At 65.5% G+C, this 17392-nt stretch carries 15 protein-coding genes; 6 read left to right on the top strand and 9 right to left on the bottom strand.

Translation table 11 applies throughout. The annotated features are described in order from the left end of the window. Positions 1-82: 82 nt before the first annotated feature. The 3 genes from B9Z03_RS23500 to B9Z03_RS23510 form a co-directional block, all read right to left on the bottom strand. A complete protein-coding gene (locus tag B9Z03_RS23500) occupies positions 83-3559 on the bottom strand; it encodes an indolepyruvate ferredoxin oxidoreductase family protein (protein WP_085466441.1) in 3477 nt (1158 codons plus the stop codon). Positions 3560-3758: 199 nt separating this feature from the next. Then, a complete protein-coding gene (locus tag B9Z03_RS23505; protein ID WP_139832375.1) occupies positions 3759-4277 on the bottom strand; it encodes a hypothetical protein in 519 nt (172 codons plus the stop codon). Then, the gene (locus B9Z03_RS23510) at positions 4270-4881 is read right to left on the bottom strand and encodes a CGNR zinc finger domain-containing protein (RefSeq protein WP_085466443.1); all 612 of its coding nucleotides are present in this window, start codon (positions 4879-4881) and stop codon (positions 4270-4272) included. Before B9Z03_RS23510 ends, B9Z03_RS23505 begins: the two co-directional genes overlap by 8 nt. Positions 4882-4966: 85 nt before the next feature. Between B9Z03_RS23510 and B9Z03_RS23515 the strand changes: the two genes are divergently transcribed. The 3 genes from B9Z03_RS23515 (at position 4967) to B9Z03_RS23525 (ending at position 8512) form a co-directional block, all read left to right on the top strand. Then, a complete protein-coding gene (locus B9Z03_RS23515) occupies positions 4967-5893 on the top strand; it encodes a branched-chain amino acid ABC transporter permease (RefSeq protein ID WP_348529060.1) in 927 nt (308 codons plus the stop codon). Between the two features lie 199 nt (positions 5894-6092). Further along, positions 6093-6677: a TRAP transporter small permease subunit gene (locus tag B9Z03_RS23520; protein WP_085466444.1), complete on the top strand. Its 585-nt coding sequence runs from the start codon at positions 6093-6095 to the stop codon at positions 6675-6677. Then, on the top strand, positions 6674-8512 hold the full coding sequence (locus B9Z03_RS23525) for a TRAP transporter large permease (protein WP_085466445.1): 1839 nt from the start codon (positions 6674-6676) through the stop codon (positions 8510-8512). The genes B9Z03_RS23520 and B9Z03_RS23525 overlap by 4 nt, the downstream gene beginning before the upstream one ends. Before the next feature lie 82 nt (positions 8513-8594). Here the strand turns inward: B9Z03_RS23525 and B9Z03_RS23530 are convergent, their stop codons facing one another. After that, positions 8595-9704 (bottom strand): TRAP transporter substrate-binding protein, encoded by a 1110-nt coding sequence (locus B9Z03_RS23530; RefSeq protein ID WP_085466446.1) that lies wholly within the window; start codon positions 9702-9704, stop codon positions 8595-8597. A 210-nt stretch (positions 9705-9914) separates the two neighbouring features. After that, positions 9915-11021, bottom strand: a complete 1107-nt coding sequence (locus B9Z03_RS23535; RefSeq protein WP_085466447.1) for a TRAP transporter substrate-binding protein — start codon at positions 11019-11021, stop codon at positions 9915-9917. Positions 11022-11301: 280 nt separating this feature from the next. Between B9Z03_RS23535 and B9Z03_RS23540 the strand changes: the two genes are divergently transcribed. Further along, complete coding sequence (locus tag B9Z03_RS23540) at positions 11302-12075, top strand: gamma-glutamyl-gamma-aminobutyrate hydrolase family protein (RefSeq protein ID WP_085467837.1); 774 nt, start codon at positions 11302-11304, stop codon at positions 12073-12075. Positions 12076-12083: 8 nt separating this feature from the next. Here B9Z03_RS23540 and B9Z03_RS23545 read toward each other — a convergent pair whose 3' ends face one another. The 4 genes from B9Z03_RS23545 to B9Z03_RS23560 all read right to left on the bottom strand — a co-directional run bounded on the left by B9Z03_RS23545 (position 12084) and on the right by B9Z03_RS23560 (position 15752). Further along, a complete protein-coding gene (locus B9Z03_RS23545) occupies positions 12084-13070 on the bottom strand; it encodes a 2-hydroxyacid dehydrogenase (RefSeq protein ID WP_244561824.1) in 987 nt (328 codons plus the stop codon). 100 nt (positions 13071-13170) lie between these two features. Continuing rightward, positions 13171-14190, bottom strand: a complete 1020-nt coding sequence (locus B9Z03_RS23550; RefSeq protein WP_085467838.1) for a LacI family DNA-binding transcriptional regulator — start codon at positions 14188-14190, stop codon at positions 13171-13173. A gap of 62 nt (positions 14191-14252) precedes the next feature. Then, positions 14253-15194, bottom strand: a complete 942-nt coding sequence (locus tag B9Z03_RS23555; RefSeq protein WP_244561825.1) for a DMT family transporter — start codon at positions 15192-15194, stop codon at positions 14253-14255. Between the two features lie 84 nt (positions 15195-15278). Further along, positions 15279-15752 carry a MarR family winged helix-turn-helix transcriptional regulator gene (locus B9Z03_RS23560; RefSeq protein WP_085466449.1) on the bottom strand — a complete coding sequence of 158 codons (474 nt, stop codon included), beginning with the start codon at positions 15750-15752 and terminating at the stop codon, positions 15279-15281. A 245-nt stretch (positions 15753-15997) separates the two neighbouring features. Between B9Z03_RS23560 and B9Z03_RS23565 the strand changes: the two genes are divergently transcribed. Then, on the top strand, positions 15998-17029 hold the full coding sequence (locus tag B9Z03_RS23565; protein ID WP_085466450.1) for a CobW family GTP-binding protein: 1032 nt from the start codon (positions 15998-16000) through the stop codon (positions 17027-17029). A gap of 1 nt (position 17030) precedes the next feature. Then, positions 17031-17387, top strand: a complete 357-nt coding sequence (imm45, locus tag B9Z03_RS23570) for an Imm45 family immunity protein (RefSeq protein ID WP_085466451.1) — start codon at positions 17031-17033, stop codon at positions 17385-17387. Positions 17388-17392 lie beyond the last annotated feature (5 nt).

A 17392-nucleotide genomic window follows, 5' to 3' on the forward strand; every position in this document is an offset into this window, starting at 1 on the left:
CGCGGCCGCGGAAGCTTCGCGGTTATGACATGGCCGTCTTAAGAAAGCCTTAGACGACGATGCGGCGCAAGCCCACGGCGGCTTATTCCGCCGCCTGAAGCACCGGCTTGGGCGGCGGGGAGACGAGACGATCGATCAGCCGCGCCCGCTCGCCCCTCGCCTTTTCGACATTGCGCATCTTGACGTGACCGTAGCCGCGAATGAGCGCGGGAACCGAAGCGAGCGCCACGGCCGCGTCGACCGAAAGCGGCGAAAGGTGCTTTTCGATCAGGTCGAGGTCGGCCTCGTAATCCGCGATCAGCCTGCGCTCCATCTTGCGCTCGGCGGTGTAGCCGAAGACGTCGAACGCGGTGCCGCGTAGTCCCTTGAAGGCGGCAAGCACGCCAAACCCCTTCATCATCCAAGGCCCGAAGGAGGATTTCCGCGGCAGGCCGTCCGCCCCCTTGCGGCCGAGGACGGGCGGCGCGAGGTGGAATTCGAGCCGGTCGAAATCCTGGAATTGGGATGCGAGCTGCTTGCGGAAGGACCCGTCGGTATAGAGCCGGGCAACCTCGTACTCGTCCTTGACCGCCATCAGCTTGAAGAGGTTGCGCGCAGCGGTCTCCGTCACGGCGGTCGACCCCGCGACAACGGCGGCCTCCGCCTTGCGCAGCCTGTCGATGCGCTCGGCGTAGCGTCGCGCATAGGCCGCGTTCTGGTAGGACGTCAGGAACTCGACCCGCTTCGCGACGATCTCGTCCAGCGTCTGCGCCAGCGGCGCGGCCGCCGCGCCCTGCACCGACTGCACGAGCTTGCGAACCGTTTCCGGATCGTGCGCGGCGCGGCGCCCCCAGCGGAACGCGGCGACGTTCATCTTCACCGCCTCGCCATTGAGCTCGATCGCCTTCTCGACCGCCTCCGCCGACACCGGCAGGCCGCCGTGCTGGTAGGCGAAGCCGAGCATGAACATGTTCGCGCCGACCGAGTTGCCGAACAGCGTCGCCGCACTGCGGGTGGCATCGAAGAAATGCGCCTTGTCGTCGCCAACCGCCTGCCGGATCGCCTTCTTCAGCCGCTCTGTCGGCAGCGAGAAGTCGGTCGAGCGCGTGAAGTCGCCGGGCATCACTTCCGCCGTATTGGCGACGAAGAGCGTGCGGCCCTCGCGCGCCGAGGCGAGCACCTTCTTCGCGCCGGAAACCACCAGGTCGCAGCCCAGCACGAGGTCGGCCTTGCCGGCCGAGACGCGGATCGCGCTGATGTCGTCCGGCGTGGGCGCGATGCGGACATGCGAGAACACCGCCCCGCCCTTCTGGGCAAGGCCGGCCATGTCGATCATGCCGCAGCCCTTGCCCTCGAGATGCGCCGCCATGCCGAGGATCGCGCCGATCGTCACCACGCCGGTGCCGCCGATGCCGTCGACGACACAGGCCCAGCCGCCCTGGCCGAGCGGAAAGAGCGCCGGCTCAGGCACGCCAGCCAGGGGATCCGATGCATTGGCCACGCCCTCGGCCTTGCGCAGCTTCGCGCCATGCACTGTCACGAAGGACGGGCAGAAGCCGTTGACGCAGGAGAAATCCTTGTTGCAGCTCGACTGGTCGATGCGGCGCTTGCGGCCGAACTCGGTCTCGACCGGCTGCACGGAGACGCAGTTCGACTTCACGCCGCAGTCGCCGCAGCCTTCGCAGACCAGCTCGTTGATGATGACCCGCTTGTCGGGGTCGGGGAACGTGCCGCGCTTGCGGCGCCTGCGCTTCTCGGCGGCGCAGGTCTGGTCGTAAAGCAGCACCGAGACGCCCTTCACGTCGCGCAACTCGCGCTGCACCGCGTCGAGGTCGTCGCGATGGCTGAAGCTGACGCCGGCCGGGAATTCGGCCTTGCCGGCATATTTGCCGGGCTCGTCGGTGACGACGGCGATGCGGTCGACACCCTCGGCGCGCACCTGCCGGGCGATCATGTCGACGGTGAGGTTGCCCTCGTGCGGCTGGCCGCCGGTCATCGCGACGGCGTCGTTGTAGAGGATCTTGTAGGTAATGTTCGCCTTCGAGGCGAGCGCGAAGCGGATCGCCAGCGAGCCGGAATGGTTGTAGGTCCCGTCGCCGAGGTTCTGGAACATGTGCTCGCGCTTGGAGAACGGCGCCTGGCCGATCCACTGCGCGCCCTCCCCGCCCATGGCGGTGAAGCCGACGGTCGAGCGGTCCATCCACAACGCCATGAAATGGCAGCCGATACCGGCGCCCGCGATCGAGCCCTCCGGCACCTTGGTCGAAGAATTGTGCGGGCAGCCCGAGCAGAAATAGGGCGTGCGGTTGGAGACGTCCTTGGTGTCGGCCAGCATCGCCTGGAACTGTTTGAGCTGCGCGACCCGCGCGGCGATCTCTTCCGAATGGCCGATGCTCTTCAGCACCCGCTCACCGATGGCGATGGCGATGTCGTTGGGATCGAGCGCACCCTTGGCCGGGAAGAGCCATTCTCCGCGCGCATCCTTCTTGCCCTCGATCAGCGGCTGCATCGCTGTGCCGTAGAGGTTCTCCCGCATCTGCACTTCGATCAGCGAGCGCTTCTCCTCGACAACCAGGACGGTCTCGAGGCCGCGGGCGAATTCCGAGATGTGCTCGACGTCCAGCGGCCAGGGAGCCGCGACCTTGAACAGCCTGAGACCGATCTGCGCCGAGCGCGCCTCGTCGATGCCGAGGTCGTCGAGCGCCTGGCGCACGTCGAGATAGGATTTGCCGACAGTGATGATGCCGATCTTCGGCGCGCTGCCGCCCGAATAAATGATCTTGTTCAGCCCGTTGGCGCGGATGAAGGCCGCCGCCGCCGCGCGCTTGTAGACGTGCAGCCGTTCTTCCTGGCCCATCTGGTCAAGCTCGTGGCGGATGCTGAGCCCGCCCGGCGGCAGGTCGATCTCGGGCAGCACGATGTTCAGCCTGTCGAGAGATACATCCACCGACGCCGTCGATTCGATGTTGTCCTTGACGCACTTGATCGCCGTCCAGGTGCTGGAGAACCGGGACATGGCAAAGCCGTAGAGGCCGTAGTCGATCAGTTCCTGCACGCCGGCCGGATTGAGGATCGGCATCATCGTGTCGACAAAGAGAAACTCGGTCGCATGCGCGTTGGTCGATGATTCGGCCGTGTGGTCGTCACCCATCAGCGCCAGCACGCCGCCGTTCTTCGAGGTGCCGGCGAGGTTGGCGTGGCGGAACACGTCGCCCGAGCGGTCGACGCCCGGTCCCTTGCCGTACCAGACGGAGAACACGCCGTCGTGCTTGCCTTCGCCTAGGAGTTCGGTCTGCTGAGAGCCCCAGACCGCGGTGGCGGCAAGCTCCTCGTTGAGACCGGGCTGGAAGACGATGCTGGAGGCTTCGAGCTGCTTTTTCGCCCGCCAGAACTGCTGGTCGAGGCCGCCGAGCGGCGAACCGCGATAGCCCGAGACGAAGCCTGCCGTGTCCAGCCCGAGGCGTCGATCGCGCTCGCGCTGCATAAGCAGCATCCTGACGATCGCCTGCGCGCCCGACAGAAAGATTCGTTCCTTGGAAAGGTCGAACTTGTCTCCGAGCGTCACGTCGTGAAGCGTCATCAACGGTCTCCTGCGGACGGCTGGGTATCACCTGACCGCCCTCCGTCAAAGTAGTGTTTCTGTGGCGGTCGACAACGTCAAACGAAATCAACGCGATCCGCAAAAGAGCAATCGCCGTCACGGATGCAGCTATCCAATGAATATTTTATGTCGCCGGGATGATGGCCGGCGAAATTTCCTGAGCCACAATCCGGTGTGCTCAACCCCGGCCGGGACAGCCCGCCTCGTTGGTGACGTCGAGCTTGCCGTCGGGACGGCCCTGCAGCTCCGGATTCGGCGTATAGACCGGCCCGACGACGAGGGGACGATCAGGCAGCACCTCCTGGTCCAGGTTGGACGTGATCGTCGTCTCGATTTCCTGCCGCACGGCCGCGTCCGGTCCCTCGATCCGGATCGTGACCGCATAGGGATGGTCCTTGCGAACGCAGCGCAGCGGCGGGCTTTCCAGCACCGCCTTGTCCAGCTTCGGCCAGATTCGCTGCCGCACCACGATAGGCTGTCCTCCGGCCGGATCCTCGAAGCTGGCAACGGCGGTCTGCCCGTCCTCGACCGGCCCCAGCGGCTTGAGCGTCACCAGATAGGTTGCGGTGGCGACCCGGTAGTTGAAGACGAACAGCTTGCCCGAAATCGCGAACAGCTTGCCGGGCCGGCTCTCGTCGCGGCAAGCCCCAAGCGCCAGCAGCGCGGCGGCGACCGCAAGGGCTAAAGATCTACGCATCGACCTGCCTTCCTTCGCCGCCACGACGGCGGCGGTAGTGCCGCCGGGCCTTCCGCCGGTTTCCGCACACGGTCATGTCGCACCAGACACGGCTGCCGTTGCGGCTTCTGTCCAGGAAGAGCCAGCCGCAATTGCCGCAGATGCGGATGCGCCGCCGCATGTCGGGAGCGAGCAGCGACAGCGCCGAGACCGCGACGGCGGCCTCGAGTTCGATCGTTCCCTGCCCTGCTTTCGGCCCGGCATGATCGGCCGCAAGCATCACGGGCGCCGCCGCGAGAGCGCGCGCGCAATGGTCGAGCAGCGGGGCCAGACGTTCGGACTGGACGGCGCCGCTCGCCGACGCGTCCCTGAACAACGCATCCGTCGCCTCGCGCAGCGCAACGATCCGCGGCTTCGCGCCTGTCGGATCGGAAACCGCCAGCGTGTTGCCGCCGATCTCTTCGGCGCGGAATGCCGTCGCCGCCCTGGCGAAACGCACGATCTCGTCGTGCTGCTCGAACCGGTCGAACGTCCGGTGCGGATCGTCGCGCAGCACCACCGTGTTCGCCACGTCGAGCGCAAGCACTTCGCCCGAGAACCGGTGTGGGGTCCAGATCGTCTCCATGTCGAAAATCTAACTTGTAAAATGGCTCTTGCAAGTTAGTTTGTGAGGAAACGTTCCTTGCGGCGACAGAAGACCTCCCGTCGCCATGGGTCCTGCGCCGACGCCGATGGCTTATTTCCTGCAGCAGATCCTGAACGGCGTGCATATCGGCGCGATCTACGCCCTGCTCGCCTTCGGCTATGCGATGACCTACGGCGTGCTCCGGCGCGCGAATCTGGCGCATGGCGCGATCTTCGCCTTTGGCGGGCAAGTCGGCATCCTCGCCACCGTGTTCGGCTGGAACGTGCTGTGGCTGACGCTTCCCGCCGCGCTGGGGTTCGGCGTGGTCCTCGCCTTCGCCTTTGCCGGCCTCGCCTCCCACCTGATCTCCCGCGCGGTGCTCGAACCTTTGCGCACCGGCAATCCGAACACGATCGTCGCCGCCACCCTCGGCGTCGCGATCGTCCTCATGGAGCTTGGACGCCTGGCGATGGAGAGCCGCGATCTCTGGCTGCCCCCGATCCTTGCCCGGACCATCGTCTTCTGGCGCGACGGCGCGTTCCTGGTGACGCTGACCGCGATACAGCTCGTCGACATCGCGATCGTGATTCTCTCAATCGCGATCGCGGCGATCTGGCTCGTCCGGTCGCGCTTCGGCCGCGACTGGCGCGCGATCTGCGACGACCCGCTGGCCGCCGCCATGTGCGGCGTCGACGCGCGACGGACATTCCGCACCACGGTCGTCGCAAGCGGCATGCTCGCGGCGATGGCCGGCGTGCTGGCAGCGATCCACTTCGGCAACATCAGCTTCGACACCGGCCTCGTCTTCGGTCTGAAGGTGCTGTTCGTCGCCGCTCTCGGCCTCGGCGGCTCGCCGCTCGCCGCGGCACTCGGAGCGGCCGGCGTCGGCATCGCGGAATCGCTGTGGACCGGCTACTTCGCCGGCGAGTGGCGCGACGCCGGCATCTTCTCCGCGCTCATCCTCCTGCTGGTGCTTCGCTCGGTCGATCTCGCGCGCGACCGGAACGTCTGAATTCCGCAGCGATATGCGACCAAAGTCGTGGCGGACTCGTAGTTTCACCATGCTGTTTCGCAGTGCACAAAAGTGTTAGGCACCGCTCCGACAATGCGACGATGCGAATCGGCGCTTGTTTCGTGTGCGTATTTTCGGCACTAGGAGACAGCGGCGGAGATCGCAAAGCGACACGACGCGTGACATGGGAGGAAGATTGATGGCGGGGCTTCTGGCTCTCTCGCGCCTGATCGACGGACTCAACGAATTCATCGGCAAATGGATATCGTGGGCGATTCTCGCCGCGGTCCTGATCAGCGCAATCAATGCGATTATCCGCAAGACGCTCAATACGTCTTCGAACGCCTGGCTGGAGATGCAGTGGTATCTCTACGGCGCGGCATTCCTGCTCGCGGCTGCTTACACGCTGAAGCAGAACGAGCATATCCGTATCGACATCGTCTACGGCGCCTTCTCGCGCCGGGTGCAGCACTGGATCGACCTGCTCGGGCACGTCTTCTTCCTGATGCCCTTCGTTCTTTTGATGATCTACTACTTCGTCCCCTACTTCCTCCTGTCCTTCCGCTCCGGCGAGGTCTCCACGAATGCCGGCGGCCTGATCATCTGGCCGGCGAAGCTGCTGCTGCTGATCGGCTTCAGCCTGCTTGGGCTGCAGGGCATCTCGGAGATCATCAAGAAGATCGCCATCATGAGAGGCGACATGGAGGACCCCAACCCCTTCATCTCGGCGCATGAGGCCGCCGAGCTCGAAGCCAAGGCGCTGGCCGAGGAGCTCAAGCAATGATGGAGTTCATCGCCCAGAACATGGCGCCGATCATGTTCTTCTCGCTGATCATCTTCCTTCTCATCGGCTACCCCGTCGCCTTCGCGCTCGCCGCGAACGGCCTGCTGTTCTTCTTCATCGGCGTCGAACTCGCGCCGCTGTCGAACGGCTCGATCAACCTGTCATGGCCGCTGCTCTATGCCTTGCCCGAGCGCTTCTACGGCGGCGTGATGGCCAACGAGACGCTGCTTGCGATCCCCTTCTTCACCTTCATGGGCATCGTGCTTGAACGGTCCGGCATGGCGGAGGACCTGCTCGACACGATCGGCCAGCTCTTCGGCCCGATCCGCGGCGGCCTCGCCTATGCGGTCATCTTCGTCGGTGCGCTGCTCGCGGCGACCACAGGCGTCGTGGCGGCGTCGGTTATCGCGATGGGGCTGATCTCGCTGCCGATCATGCTGCGGTACGGATATGACCGCCGGGTCGCCTCGGGTGTCATCGCGGCGTCCGGCACGCTGGCGCAGATCATTCCGCCGTCGCTGGTGCTCATCGTCCTGGCCGACCAGCTCGGCCGCTCGGTCGGCGACATGTACAAGGGCGCGTTGATTCCCGGCCTGATCCTGACCGGCATCTACATGTCCTACATCCTGTTGATGTCGATCATCCGGCCCAAGTCGATGCCGGCGCTGCCTTTGGAGGCTCGCACGCTCGGTTCGGGCGTCACCTCGCTGATCATCGCGCTCCTCGTCGCCGGCGGCATCGCCTACGGCGCCCATGTGTGGCTTTCCCCCACCCACGGCGACAATGCCGATATCCTCGGCGCCGCCGTGGGCACCATCGTCATCTATGTCGTCGCTATCGCCGACCGGTCGATGAAGCTCGGCATGATGTCGAGGCTTGCCCAGCAGGTCATCATCGTCCTGATCCCGCCACTGGCGCTGATCTTCCTCGTCCTCGGCACCATCTTCCTCGGCATCGCGACGCCGACGGAAGGCGGCGCCATGGGCGCGGTCGGCGCGCTGATCATGGCCGCCGCCAAGGGCCGCCTGACCCTCGACGTGATCAAGCAGGCGCTTGCCTCGACGACGCGCCTGTCGGCCTTCGTGATGTTCATCCTGATCGGTGCGCGCGTCTTCTCGCTCACCTTCTACGGCGTCAACGGCCATATCTGGGTGGAGCATCTGCTCACGTCGTTGCCGGGCGGCGAAGTCGGGTTCCTGATCGCCGTGAACATCCTGGTGTTCCTGCTGGCGTTCTTCCTCGACTTCTTCGAACTTGCCTTCATCATCGTGCCGCTGCTGGCGCCGGCTGCGACGGCGCTCGGCATCGACCTGATCTGGTTCGGCGTCCTGCTCGGCGTCAACATGCAGACGAGCTTCATGCATCCGCCCTTCGGCTTCGCGCTGTTCTACCTTCGCTCGGTGGCGGCGCGCGCGCCCTATATTGACAAGGTCACCGGCCGGCAGACCGCGCCGGTGACGACCGGGCAGATCTACTGGGGGGCGGTGCCCTTCGTCTGCATCCAGGTGATCATGGTGGCTCTCGTCATCACCTTCCCCGGCATGGTCATGCACTACAAGGGCAGCGGCCCCGTGGTCGATCCGAACACGATCAAGATCGAGGTGCCCGGTTTCGGCGGCCAGGGCGGCGGTCTCGGCGCGCCGGGAGGCCTCGGCCTGCCGCCGCTTGGTGGGGGCTCGCAGCCCGCGCAGCCGTCAGGCAACGGCCTGAGCAGCCCGCCGAGTTTCGGCGCCCCTGCACAGCCCACGCAGCCTGCGCCGTCGAACGACCTGACTCAACCGCCAAGCTTCGGCACGCCTGCTCCGGCCCCGGCGCAACCCGCACCGGCGCAGTAGCGCCGACGGCTGAAGGCTGGAAAGAAAAGACCCCGGGGCGTCGCCGCCCCGGGGTTTTCTTTTCGGATCCCTGCAGTCCGGATCAGCCGAGCTTGCCGGCCCGCTGCTGGATCATCATGAACGTGTCGTAGGTGTATTCCGAGATCTGCGCCCAGAGATAGGCGTCCTTGCGGAACTCGGACTGGTTGTCGAATATCTTCTTGAACATCGCATTCGAAGCGCCGATCTCGGCATAGGTCGCCGCCGAAGCATCGAACGCGGCGGAGAGAATCTCCTGGCTGAACGGCTTGAGCACCGCCCCGCCCGCGACCAGGCGGCGAAGGGCAGCCGGGTTCTTGGCGTCGTAGTTCGCCATCATGTCGCAGTTCGCCGCCTCGCAGGCCGCGCGCAGCAGCGACTGGTAGTGCTTGGGCAACTCGTTCCACTTGGCGAGGTTGATCAGCGCATGCAGCGTCGGGCCGCCCTCCCAGAAGCCCGGATAGTTGTAGTATTTCGCCACCTTGTAGAAGCCGAGCTTTTCGTCGTCATAAGGTCCGACCCACTCGGCGGCGTCGATCGTGCCCTTCTCCAGCGCCGGATAGATGTCGCCGCCGGCGATCTGCTGCGGCACGACGCCGAGCTTCTCCATGATCTTGCCGGCGAAGCCGCCGATGCGCATCTTCAGACCCTTGAGGTCGGCGAGCGTGTTGATCTCCTTGCGATACCAGCCGCCCATCTGGGCGCCGGTATTGCCGCAGGCGAGTCCGTAGAGGCCCTGCGTGGCGTAGAACTCGTTGAGCAGCGCCTCGCCGCCGGCATGGTAGATCCAGCCGTTCATCTGGCGTGCATTGAGCGAGAACGGCACCGCGGTCGCGAGCGCGTAAGTCGGATCCTTGCCCCAGAAGTAATACGAGGCCGTATGGCACATCTCGACAGTACCGGCCGAGGTCGCATCCGCCGCCTGCAGGCCGGGAACGATCTCTGCTGCGGCGAAGACCTGGATCTGGAAATTGCCGTCAGAGGCCTCGTTGACATATTTGGCCATCGTCTCGGCCGCGCCGTAGATCGTGTCGAGCGCCTTCGGGAACGACGACGTACAGCGCCAGGCGATCTTCGGAGAGCTCTGCGCGATGGCAGGCGCGGCGAGCGTCGACGCCGCTGCGGCGCCTGCGCCGGCCAGGCCGGCCTTGGTGATGAATGCACGACGATCCATTGAATATCCTCCCAGATGTGGATCCAACGGCTCCGGCAGGACATTCTGTAATAGGGAATTATGGTCGCCCTGCCCGACCGCTGGCCCAATCAATGCACGCTGGACCAATCAAGTAAAGACGGGTGAAAATACCCGACGTGCCACATCGCTCCGAAAACGAAAAACCCCGGAGCGTCGCCGCTCCGGGGCCAGTCGGACAATGCGCTCAGGTCAGATCTTGCCAGCGCGCTGCTGGATCATCATGAAGGTGTCGTAGTTGTATTCCGCCACCTGGGCGTTGAGGTAGTACGAGCCGCGGAAGGCGGTGATCGAATCCCAGATCTTCTTGAACTCGGGAATCGTCGACGTCATTTCGGCATAAACCTCGTTCGACTTGTCGAAGCACGCCGACAGGATCTCCTGGCTGAACGGACGCAGCTGCGCGCCGCTGGCCACCAGGTTCTTGATCGCGGTCGGGTTCTTATAGTCGTATTTCTGCAGCATGTCGGCGTCGGCGGCCTGGGCCGCGGTGCGCAGCAGCGCCTGGTAGTTCTTCGGCAGCTCTTCGTACTTCGCCTTGTTGAACAGGAAGTGGACGGTCGGACCACCTTCCCACCAGCCCGGATAGTAGTAGTACGGCGCCACCTTGTAGAAGCCGAGCTTTTCGTCGTCATACGGCCCGACCCACTCGGCCGCGTCGATGGTGCCCTTCTCCAGCGCCGGATAGATGTCGCCGCCGGCGATCTGCTGCGGCACGACGCCGAGCTTCTCGACAACCTTGCCGGCGAAGCCGCCGATGCGCATCTTCAGGCCCTGCAGGTCGGCGACCGTGTTGATTTCCTTACGGAACCAGCCGCCCATCTGCACGCCGGTATTGCCGCCCGGCAGGCCGTAGAGGCCCTGCGTGCCGAGGAACTCGTTGAACAGGTCGATGCCGCCGCCGTGATAGTGCCAGGCGTTCATGCCGCGCGCATTGAGCGCGAAGGGAACGGCAGCGCCCAGGGCCCAGGTCGGGTTCTTGCCCCAGTAGTAGTAAGAGACGGTGTGGCAGGCCTCAACCGTGCCGGCCGTGGTCGCGTCGGCAGCCTGCAGGCCGGGAACGATTTCGCCCGCGGCGAAGACCTGGATCTGGAAATTGCCGTCGGTCGCTTCCGACAGCATCTTCGACAGAACCTCGGCGCCGCCATAGATGGTGTCGAGCGACTTCGGGAACGACGACGTCATGCGCCAGGTGACTTTCGGCGCGCTCTGGGCAATGGCGGGCGCGGCGAGCGCCGTGGCGGCGACGGCACTGGTGCCGGCAAAACCCGCCTTCTTGATGAATGACCTGCGATCCATGATTTCTCCTCTCGGGACTTCCAGTCGAATCTGTTCGCGTTGCAGGAAAATGCCCACGCGACCTCCACTTAGGCGGGCGATACATACACGCCGCCGCGCTTCTGTCTAGGATTTCAGAGCCTTACGACACGATTACCGTATTTCTACCTTAGACTATGGTTTAATATCGGCCGGATGCCGTCCGGCCCGGCCGGCACCGGACGCATCCCGTGGATTTCGGCCGCGGACAGGTGTAGGAAACGGCCTTGAACATGACACTGCAAATGCGGAACGCATGCCCATGACACAGCCCCTCGTCGCCGTATCGACCGATGTTCGCCAGTTCGAAAACTACACCTGGCACGCCGCCCCGAAGCAGTATCTCGAAGCGGCGGTTGCCGGCGCGGACGTCTTCCCCGTCCTCGTTCCGTCCTTCGGCGACCGGCTCGATCTCGACGAGTTGCTGGACCGCGTCGACGGGGTGATGATCACCGGGTCGAAATCGAACGTCTATCCCGGCCTCTACGGCGGCGATCCGAGCGAGGCCAATGGCCCCTACGACCACGACCGCGACGCGACCACGCTGCCGCTCATCCGCAGGGCGATTGAGCGCGGCGTGCCGCTGCTCGCGATCTGCCGCGGCATCCAGGAACTGAACGTCGCGCTCGGCGGCACGCTGCATACCGAAGTCCAGGAGATCGAGGACCGCATGGACCACCGCGCGCCGGTCAGCGACGACCAGGACGAGCGCTTCGCCATCCGCCAGCGCGTCTCGATCAAGCCCGGCACCTGCCTCGCCGGCATCTTCGGCGCAGGCGAGGTGCCGGTGAACTCCGTCCACCGGCAGGCGGTGGATCGTCTCGGCGAGCGCCTTCAGGTCGAGGCGGTCGCGGACGACGGCACGGTCGAGGCGGTTTCGGTGGTGGGCGCGACCGCCTTCGCGGTCGGCGTGCAGTGGCACCCGGAATACTGGGTGAAGTCCGACGATGCCTCGGCGAGGATCTTCAGGGCCTTCGGCGATGCGGCCCGCGCCCACAGGGCGGCGCGGTCGGGACTGCGCGTCGCGGCGGAATAGAGCGCGGCCTAGCGCTGCTTTCGCGCGCCCGGAACGACAGAAGCCGTTTCCGCCACCGGCGTCAGCGGCCTCCCCTCGGTGAACCACGAGACAAGGTTGTCGACCGCCAGGTCCGCCATCGTCTTGCGCGTGTGGACCGACGCCGAGCCGACATGCGGCAGCAGGCTGGCATTGGTGCACTCCAGCAGCGCGTCCGGCACGTTCGGCTCGTTGCGGAACACGTCCAGCCCCGCCGCGAGGATCGTGCCATCGGCGAGCGCCTGCGCCAGCGCGTCCTCGTCCACCGTCGAGCCGCGCCCGATATTGACGAACACCCCCTTCGGCCCCAGCGCTTCCAGCACCGTGCGGTCCACCGCCTTCTCGGTCGAAGGACCACCCGGCGCGACGGAGATCAGCGTGTCAACCGCGCCGGCGAGTTCGACCAGGGTCGGATACCATGCATAGGCGACGCCTTCGACGGCGCGCCGGTTGTGATAGCTGACCGGCAGCCCGAATGCCTCGATGCGGCGGGCGATCGCGAGCCCGATCCGGCCCATGCCGAAGATGCCGACGCGGCGACCGCGCAGCGTGCCGCGCGTCAGCGGATAATTGCCTTCCGACGCCCAGCGGCCAGCCCTCAGCCAGCCCTCGGCCTTCGGCAGTTCGCGGACCGCATTGAGCAGCAGACCGATCGCCGTGTCCGCAACCTCTTCGGTCAGCACGTCCGGCGTATTGGTCACCATCACGCCGGCGGAGCCGGCATGCCGGGCGTCGACCGCGTCGTAGCCGACGCCGAAGTTCGCGATGATCTCCAGGTTCGGCAGCGCGTCGATGAAGGCGGCGCTGACCGTCGTCATCGACGACATGCCGCGCACCGTTCCGGCGATCTGCGGCGTGACCAGCTTAGGGTCGGCGGCGGGCAGCGCCACGAGTTCGAACTCCTTGCCGATCCGTTCCACCGCGTGCGGGTGAAGCCGGCCGGGAACGAGCACCGGGATTTTCTGCGTCGGGGCCAATTCGCGATCTCCGTGGTCGTGCAAGGAATAGGGACCGGGATCCGCCACGGCAATCGCCCAGTGGCCATCATCGCCTCGTCCAAGGATCGCGCTTGCCGCGTCACCGTTGCGACGGCCGGCCTGTCGATTGCCTGACATGCAGTTCCGGTCGGATGAGGTCCGGCGTAACGGGCTCGTGGTTGCCGCCGAGCCGGTCGAGAAGCGCGCGCGCCGCGCGGCGGCCGACCTCCCTCTGGCCGTTCCATACCGTTGTCAACGCCGGCGTTGCGATGGCCGCCTCCTCCAGGTCGTCATAACCCGTGACGGAGATGTCGACGCCCGGCACCAGCCCGGCGCGCGCGATGCCGTTCATCAGGCCGATCGCGACGAGGTCGTTCCAGCACACCGCGGCGGTCGGCTTGTCCTTGAGCGCCAGGAACTGCCCGGTCGCCTCGAACCCGCCCTGCTTGGTGCGGGGTCCGGGAACGCGCCAGTCCGGCTTCACCTCCAGCCCGGCCTTCTCCATCGCCAGCACGTAGCCGCGGTAGCGGTCGCGGCCCGTCGAGGTCTGGTCCGTGCCGCCGATCATCGCGATGCGGCGGTGGCCGAGCGAGATCAGGTGATTGGTGGCGAGGCCGATGCCGTAGGCGTCGTCGCCGCGGAACACCGGCACCAGCGCTCCCTCGACCTGGCGCGCGATCAGCACGACCGGCAGTCCGTTCTCCTCCATCATCTCGATATCCTCGCGCGGCGTGCCGATCGCGGGCGACATGATTACCCCGTCGGCGCCGAGCTGCAGCAGCGTGTCGATGAAGGTGCGCTGCTTCTCGAGCTGGTCGTAATGGTTGGAGAGGATGAAGGTCTGACCGCTGCGGTCGAGCTCGCTTTCGATCGAGCGCAGGATCTCGGCGAAGAACGGGTTCATGATGTCGTGCACGACCACGCCGACAATGCCCGACCGCGACGTCCTCAGGCTCGCGGCGCGGCGGTTGTAGATGTAGCCGATCGCGCGGGCATAATCCTTGATCCGGTCACGCGTCGCGTCCGCGACCAGCGGGCTGTCGCGCAACGCCAGCGACACCGTGGCGGTCGATACTCCAAGCGCATCCGCTATGGTCGAAAGCTTGATTTTCTGCGCCAGCCCCCCCTCCACTGCCGGTGAGTTAAACAGTTTAAAGAAACTATGTCAGAGGAGCGTAGCGATCAAAGCTTTTTTGCCAGGTCGCTCGATTCCGAGTTCGGCTCGGTGACGCTGGCGAGCCTGAGCTTGCGCTCCCGGTGCACGATATAGAGGCCGCTCGCGACAATGATGGCGGCCCCGACGACCGTGTAGCGGTCGGGAATGTCGCCGAACAGGAGGTAGCCCCACAGCGTCGCCCAGATGATCTGCGCATAGGGATAGGGCGCGAGGCCGGAGACCTGCGCCCGCTTGTAGGCGTGAATGATCAGCCAGTGCCCGAGCCCGCCGAAGAAGCCGAGCGAGATCAGCACGGCCCAGTGCAAAAGGTCGGGCGGCACCGATCCGGCGAGCGGAAGGGCGGGCGACATGAACACCACGGGCGCGAGCGCCGAGTAGAAGATCAGACTCGCCGACGTCTCCGTCGCCGCCATCCGCCGCGTCATCAGCACGTAGAGGGAATAGGAGAGCATCGACAGCAGCGCATAGGTGTGGCCGAGCCCGAACGTGCCGAAGCCCGGACGGATCACCACCACCATGCCGACGAAGCCGACGCCGATCGCCACCCACCGCCGCCAGCCCGCCCATTCGCCGAGCAGCGGCCCTGCCAGCGCGGTGATCACCATCGGGGCGAGGAAGTAGATCGCCATCGCATCGGCGAGCGGAAGCGTGAGCAGAGCCAGGAAGTTGAAGATGGTGGAGCCGAAGAGGAACACGCCGCGCAGGACCTGCAGCGGCAGGCTCCTCACCCGGTACATCTCGCGGTTGCGCCATCCCTGGAAGAGGATCAGCACCAGAACGACATGGACGGCGAACCGCACCCAGACGACGAAGGACGCCGACATGCCCGACAGAACGAGCCATTTCGCGCCGGCGTCGAGGAACGAGAACAGGATGCCCGAAGCGAGGATCAACAGGATCGCCGCGACGGGCGTCGCCTGTTCGCTACGTGGGGAATCACTCGCCAAGGGATGGGGCCGTAAAATGTTAGATTGAACGGCTCTTCATCCTTGATGCGCCGGCGGATCGCAAGTGCAAAAAAGCCGCGCCTGCTATTCCTCTTCGTCCGGCTCGTCGTCGTCGGTCACGGCGCCGAGGCTCTGCGACAGGTTCGCCTCGATCCGGCTCAGCATCTTGGCGAAGGCCTTGACGTCCTTCTTGTCGAGGCCGCGCATCGCCTGCTTCTCGGTCTTGCGGACGGACTTCTCGATCGCCCTGATCGCGTCCGCCCCGCGCTCGGTGAGGAAGATATGCGCCTGTCGGGCGTCCGAATCGGAGGCGCGCTTCTCGAGGAAACCTTGTGTCTGCAGGCGGTTGATCGTCTTGGTGATGGTGGGCGGGCGCACGCCGAGCCGCGCCGCCAGCTGTCCCGGCGTCTGGCCGCTCTCGATGCTCAGCGCCATCATGATCTGGTCCTGCCCGGCATAGAAGCCGTGCGCGAGCAGCCGCGAGGCGAGCACCGTGCGGGCGAGCCGCGCGGTGGACTGGAGTCTGGCCATCGTGGCGCCCTTGGCAGCTTTCGCCATGTCGTCCCCCCGCTCCTGGACCCGTTGCTGCCGCGGATTGTCGCGACGCGCCGGGAATGCGCAAGCCGTTTCTTTGCCGGCAACACGGCCGGTGCGCGGGAACATCTGGCAGAGCAATATTGCAGCGGAATGACAGCCGGCTGGCGGACCGGCGGCACACACGCCTCAAGGACGCCGGGGAGGTGCAATCGGCATCGCGGCATCCTATATGGATTTCGACCCATCACCTTCCTGCGAGCAGACCCATGGCAGACGCCCAGACCAGTGCCCAGATTCCCGTGACCGTGCTCACCGGCTATCTCGGGGCAGGCAAGACCACCCTCCTCAACCGCATCCTGTCCGAGAATCACGGCAAGCGCTACGCCGTCATCGTCAACGAGTTCGGCGAGATCGGCATCGACAACGACCTCATCGTCGAATCGGACGAGGAGATCTACGAGATGAACAATGGCTGCATCTGTTGCACGGTGCGCGGCGACCTGATCCGCACCGTCGAGGGCCTAATGCGCCGTCCGGGCCGCTTCGACGCGATCCTGGTCGAGACCACTGGTCTTGCCGACCCCGTTCCCGTCGCCCAGACCTTCTTCATGGACGACGACGTTCGTTCCAAGACCAAGCTCGACGCGGTCGTGGCGCTGGTCGACGCCAAGCACCTGCCGCTGCGGCTGAAGGATTCGAAGGAGGCCGAGGACCAGATCGCCTTCGCCGACGTGATCGTGCTCAACAAGACCGATCTCGTCACGCCGGAAGAGCTGGCGAAGGTGGAAGACCTGATCCGTGCCATCAACCCGACCGCCCGCGTCCACAAGACCAGCCGTTCGGCAGTCGAACTGTCCGCCGTGCTCGACCGCGGCGCCTTCGACCTGAAGCGCGCGGTCGAGAACGACCCGCATTTCCTCGACGCCGACGATCATGACCACCACGACCACGACCACGACCACGATCACCATCACGACCATGGCCCGTCCGACATCCACGACGTGACCGTGAACTCGATCTCGCTGCGCGGCGGCGAGATGGATCCGAAGAAGTTCTTCCCCTGGATCGAGAAGATCACCCAGGCGGAAGGCCCGAACATCCTGCGCCTCAAGGGCATCATCGCCCTCAAGGACGACCCCGACCGCTACGTCGTGCAGGGCGTTCACATGATCATCGAGGGCGACCACCAGCGCCCGTGGAAGGACGGCGAGAAGCACGAGAGCCGGCTGGTCTTCATCGGCCGCAACCTCGACGCCGACCGCCTGAAGCGCACCTTCGAGGCCTGCCAGGCGGCCTGACGTGCCGCTGCTGACTGAACTGGAGGACGCGCGGCTCTATGCGGGCGATATCCTGCGTCTGCCGCACAGCTATGATCTCGGCCCGGGCTCCGGGCCGGTCGACCTTCTTGTGTTCGACCCGCGCGACGGAAAGGCAGGGCTCGGCCTGATCACCGCTTCGGGCTACAAGGCGGGGCTTGTGTTCTGCGTTCTCCCGAAGGACAGCACTCATTCCGGCGGCGCCGGCCTCAGCGCCAAATGGCTGATCCGCAACTGGGATCGGTGGATCACCTACACCTACCATCCCGAAACGCGGATTCCGGTTGAAAAGGCGGTCGTTCTGCGCAAGGACGCCCGCACGCTTCCCGAGGAACGCTGAACAGA

The sequence above is a fragment of the Mesorhizobium australicum genome (genome assembly GCF_900177325.1).
Taxonomy (GTDB): Bacteria; Pseudomonadota; Alphaproteobacteria; order Rhizobiales; family Rhizobiaceae; genus Mesorhizobium_A; species Mesorhizobium_A australicum_A.

Excerpts from the sequence above, each read along its gene's own strand:
- B9Z03_RS23540 (WP_085467837.1), top strand. The coding sequence starts at position 11,302 with ATGACACAGCCCCTCGTCGCCGTATCGACCGATGTTCGCCAGTTCGAA.
- B9Z03_RS23515 (WP_348529060.1), top strand. The coding sequence starts at position 4,967 with ATGGGTCCTGCGCCGACGCCGATGGCTTATTTCCTGCAGCAGATCCTG.
- B9Z03_RS23535 (WP_085466447.1), bottom strand. The coding sequence starts at position 11,021 with ATGGATCGCAGGTCATTCATCAAGAAGGCGGGTTTTGCCGGCACCAGT.
- B9Z03_RS23505 (WP_139832375.1), bottom strand. The coding sequence starts at position 4,277 with ATGCGTAGATCTTTAGCCCTTGCGGTCGCCGCCGCGCTGCTGGCGCTT.
- B9Z03_RS23510 (WP_085466443.1), bottom strand. The coding sequence starts at position 4,881 with ATGGAGACGATCTGGACCCCACACCGGTTCTCGGGCGAAGTGCTTGCG.
- B9Z03_RS23565 (WP_085466450.1), top strand. The coding sequence starts at position 15,998 with ATGGCAGACGCCCAGACCAGTGCCCAGATTCCCGTGACCGTGCTCACC.
- B9Z03_RS23525 (WP_085466445.1), top strand. The coding sequence starts at position 6,674 with ATGATGGAGTTCATCGCCCAGAACATGGCGCCGATCATGTTCTTCTCG.
- B9Z03_RS23520 (WP_085466444.1), top strand. The coding sequence starts at position 6,093 with ATGGCGGGGCTTCTGGCTCTCTCGCGCCTGATCGACGGACTCAACGAA.
- B9Z03_RS23500 (WP_085466441.1), bottom strand. The coding sequence starts at position 3,559 with ATGACGCTTCACGACGTGACGCTCGGAGACAAGTTCGACCTTTCCAAG.
- B9Z03_RS23560 (WP_085466449.1), bottom strand. The coding sequence starts at position 15,752 with ATGGCGAAAGCTGCCAAGGGCGCCACGATGGCCAGACTCCAGTCCACC.
- B9Z03_RS23530 (WP_085466446.1), bottom strand. The coding sequence starts at position 9,704 with ATGGATCGTCGTGCATTCATCACCAAGGCCGGCCTGGCCGGCGCAGGC.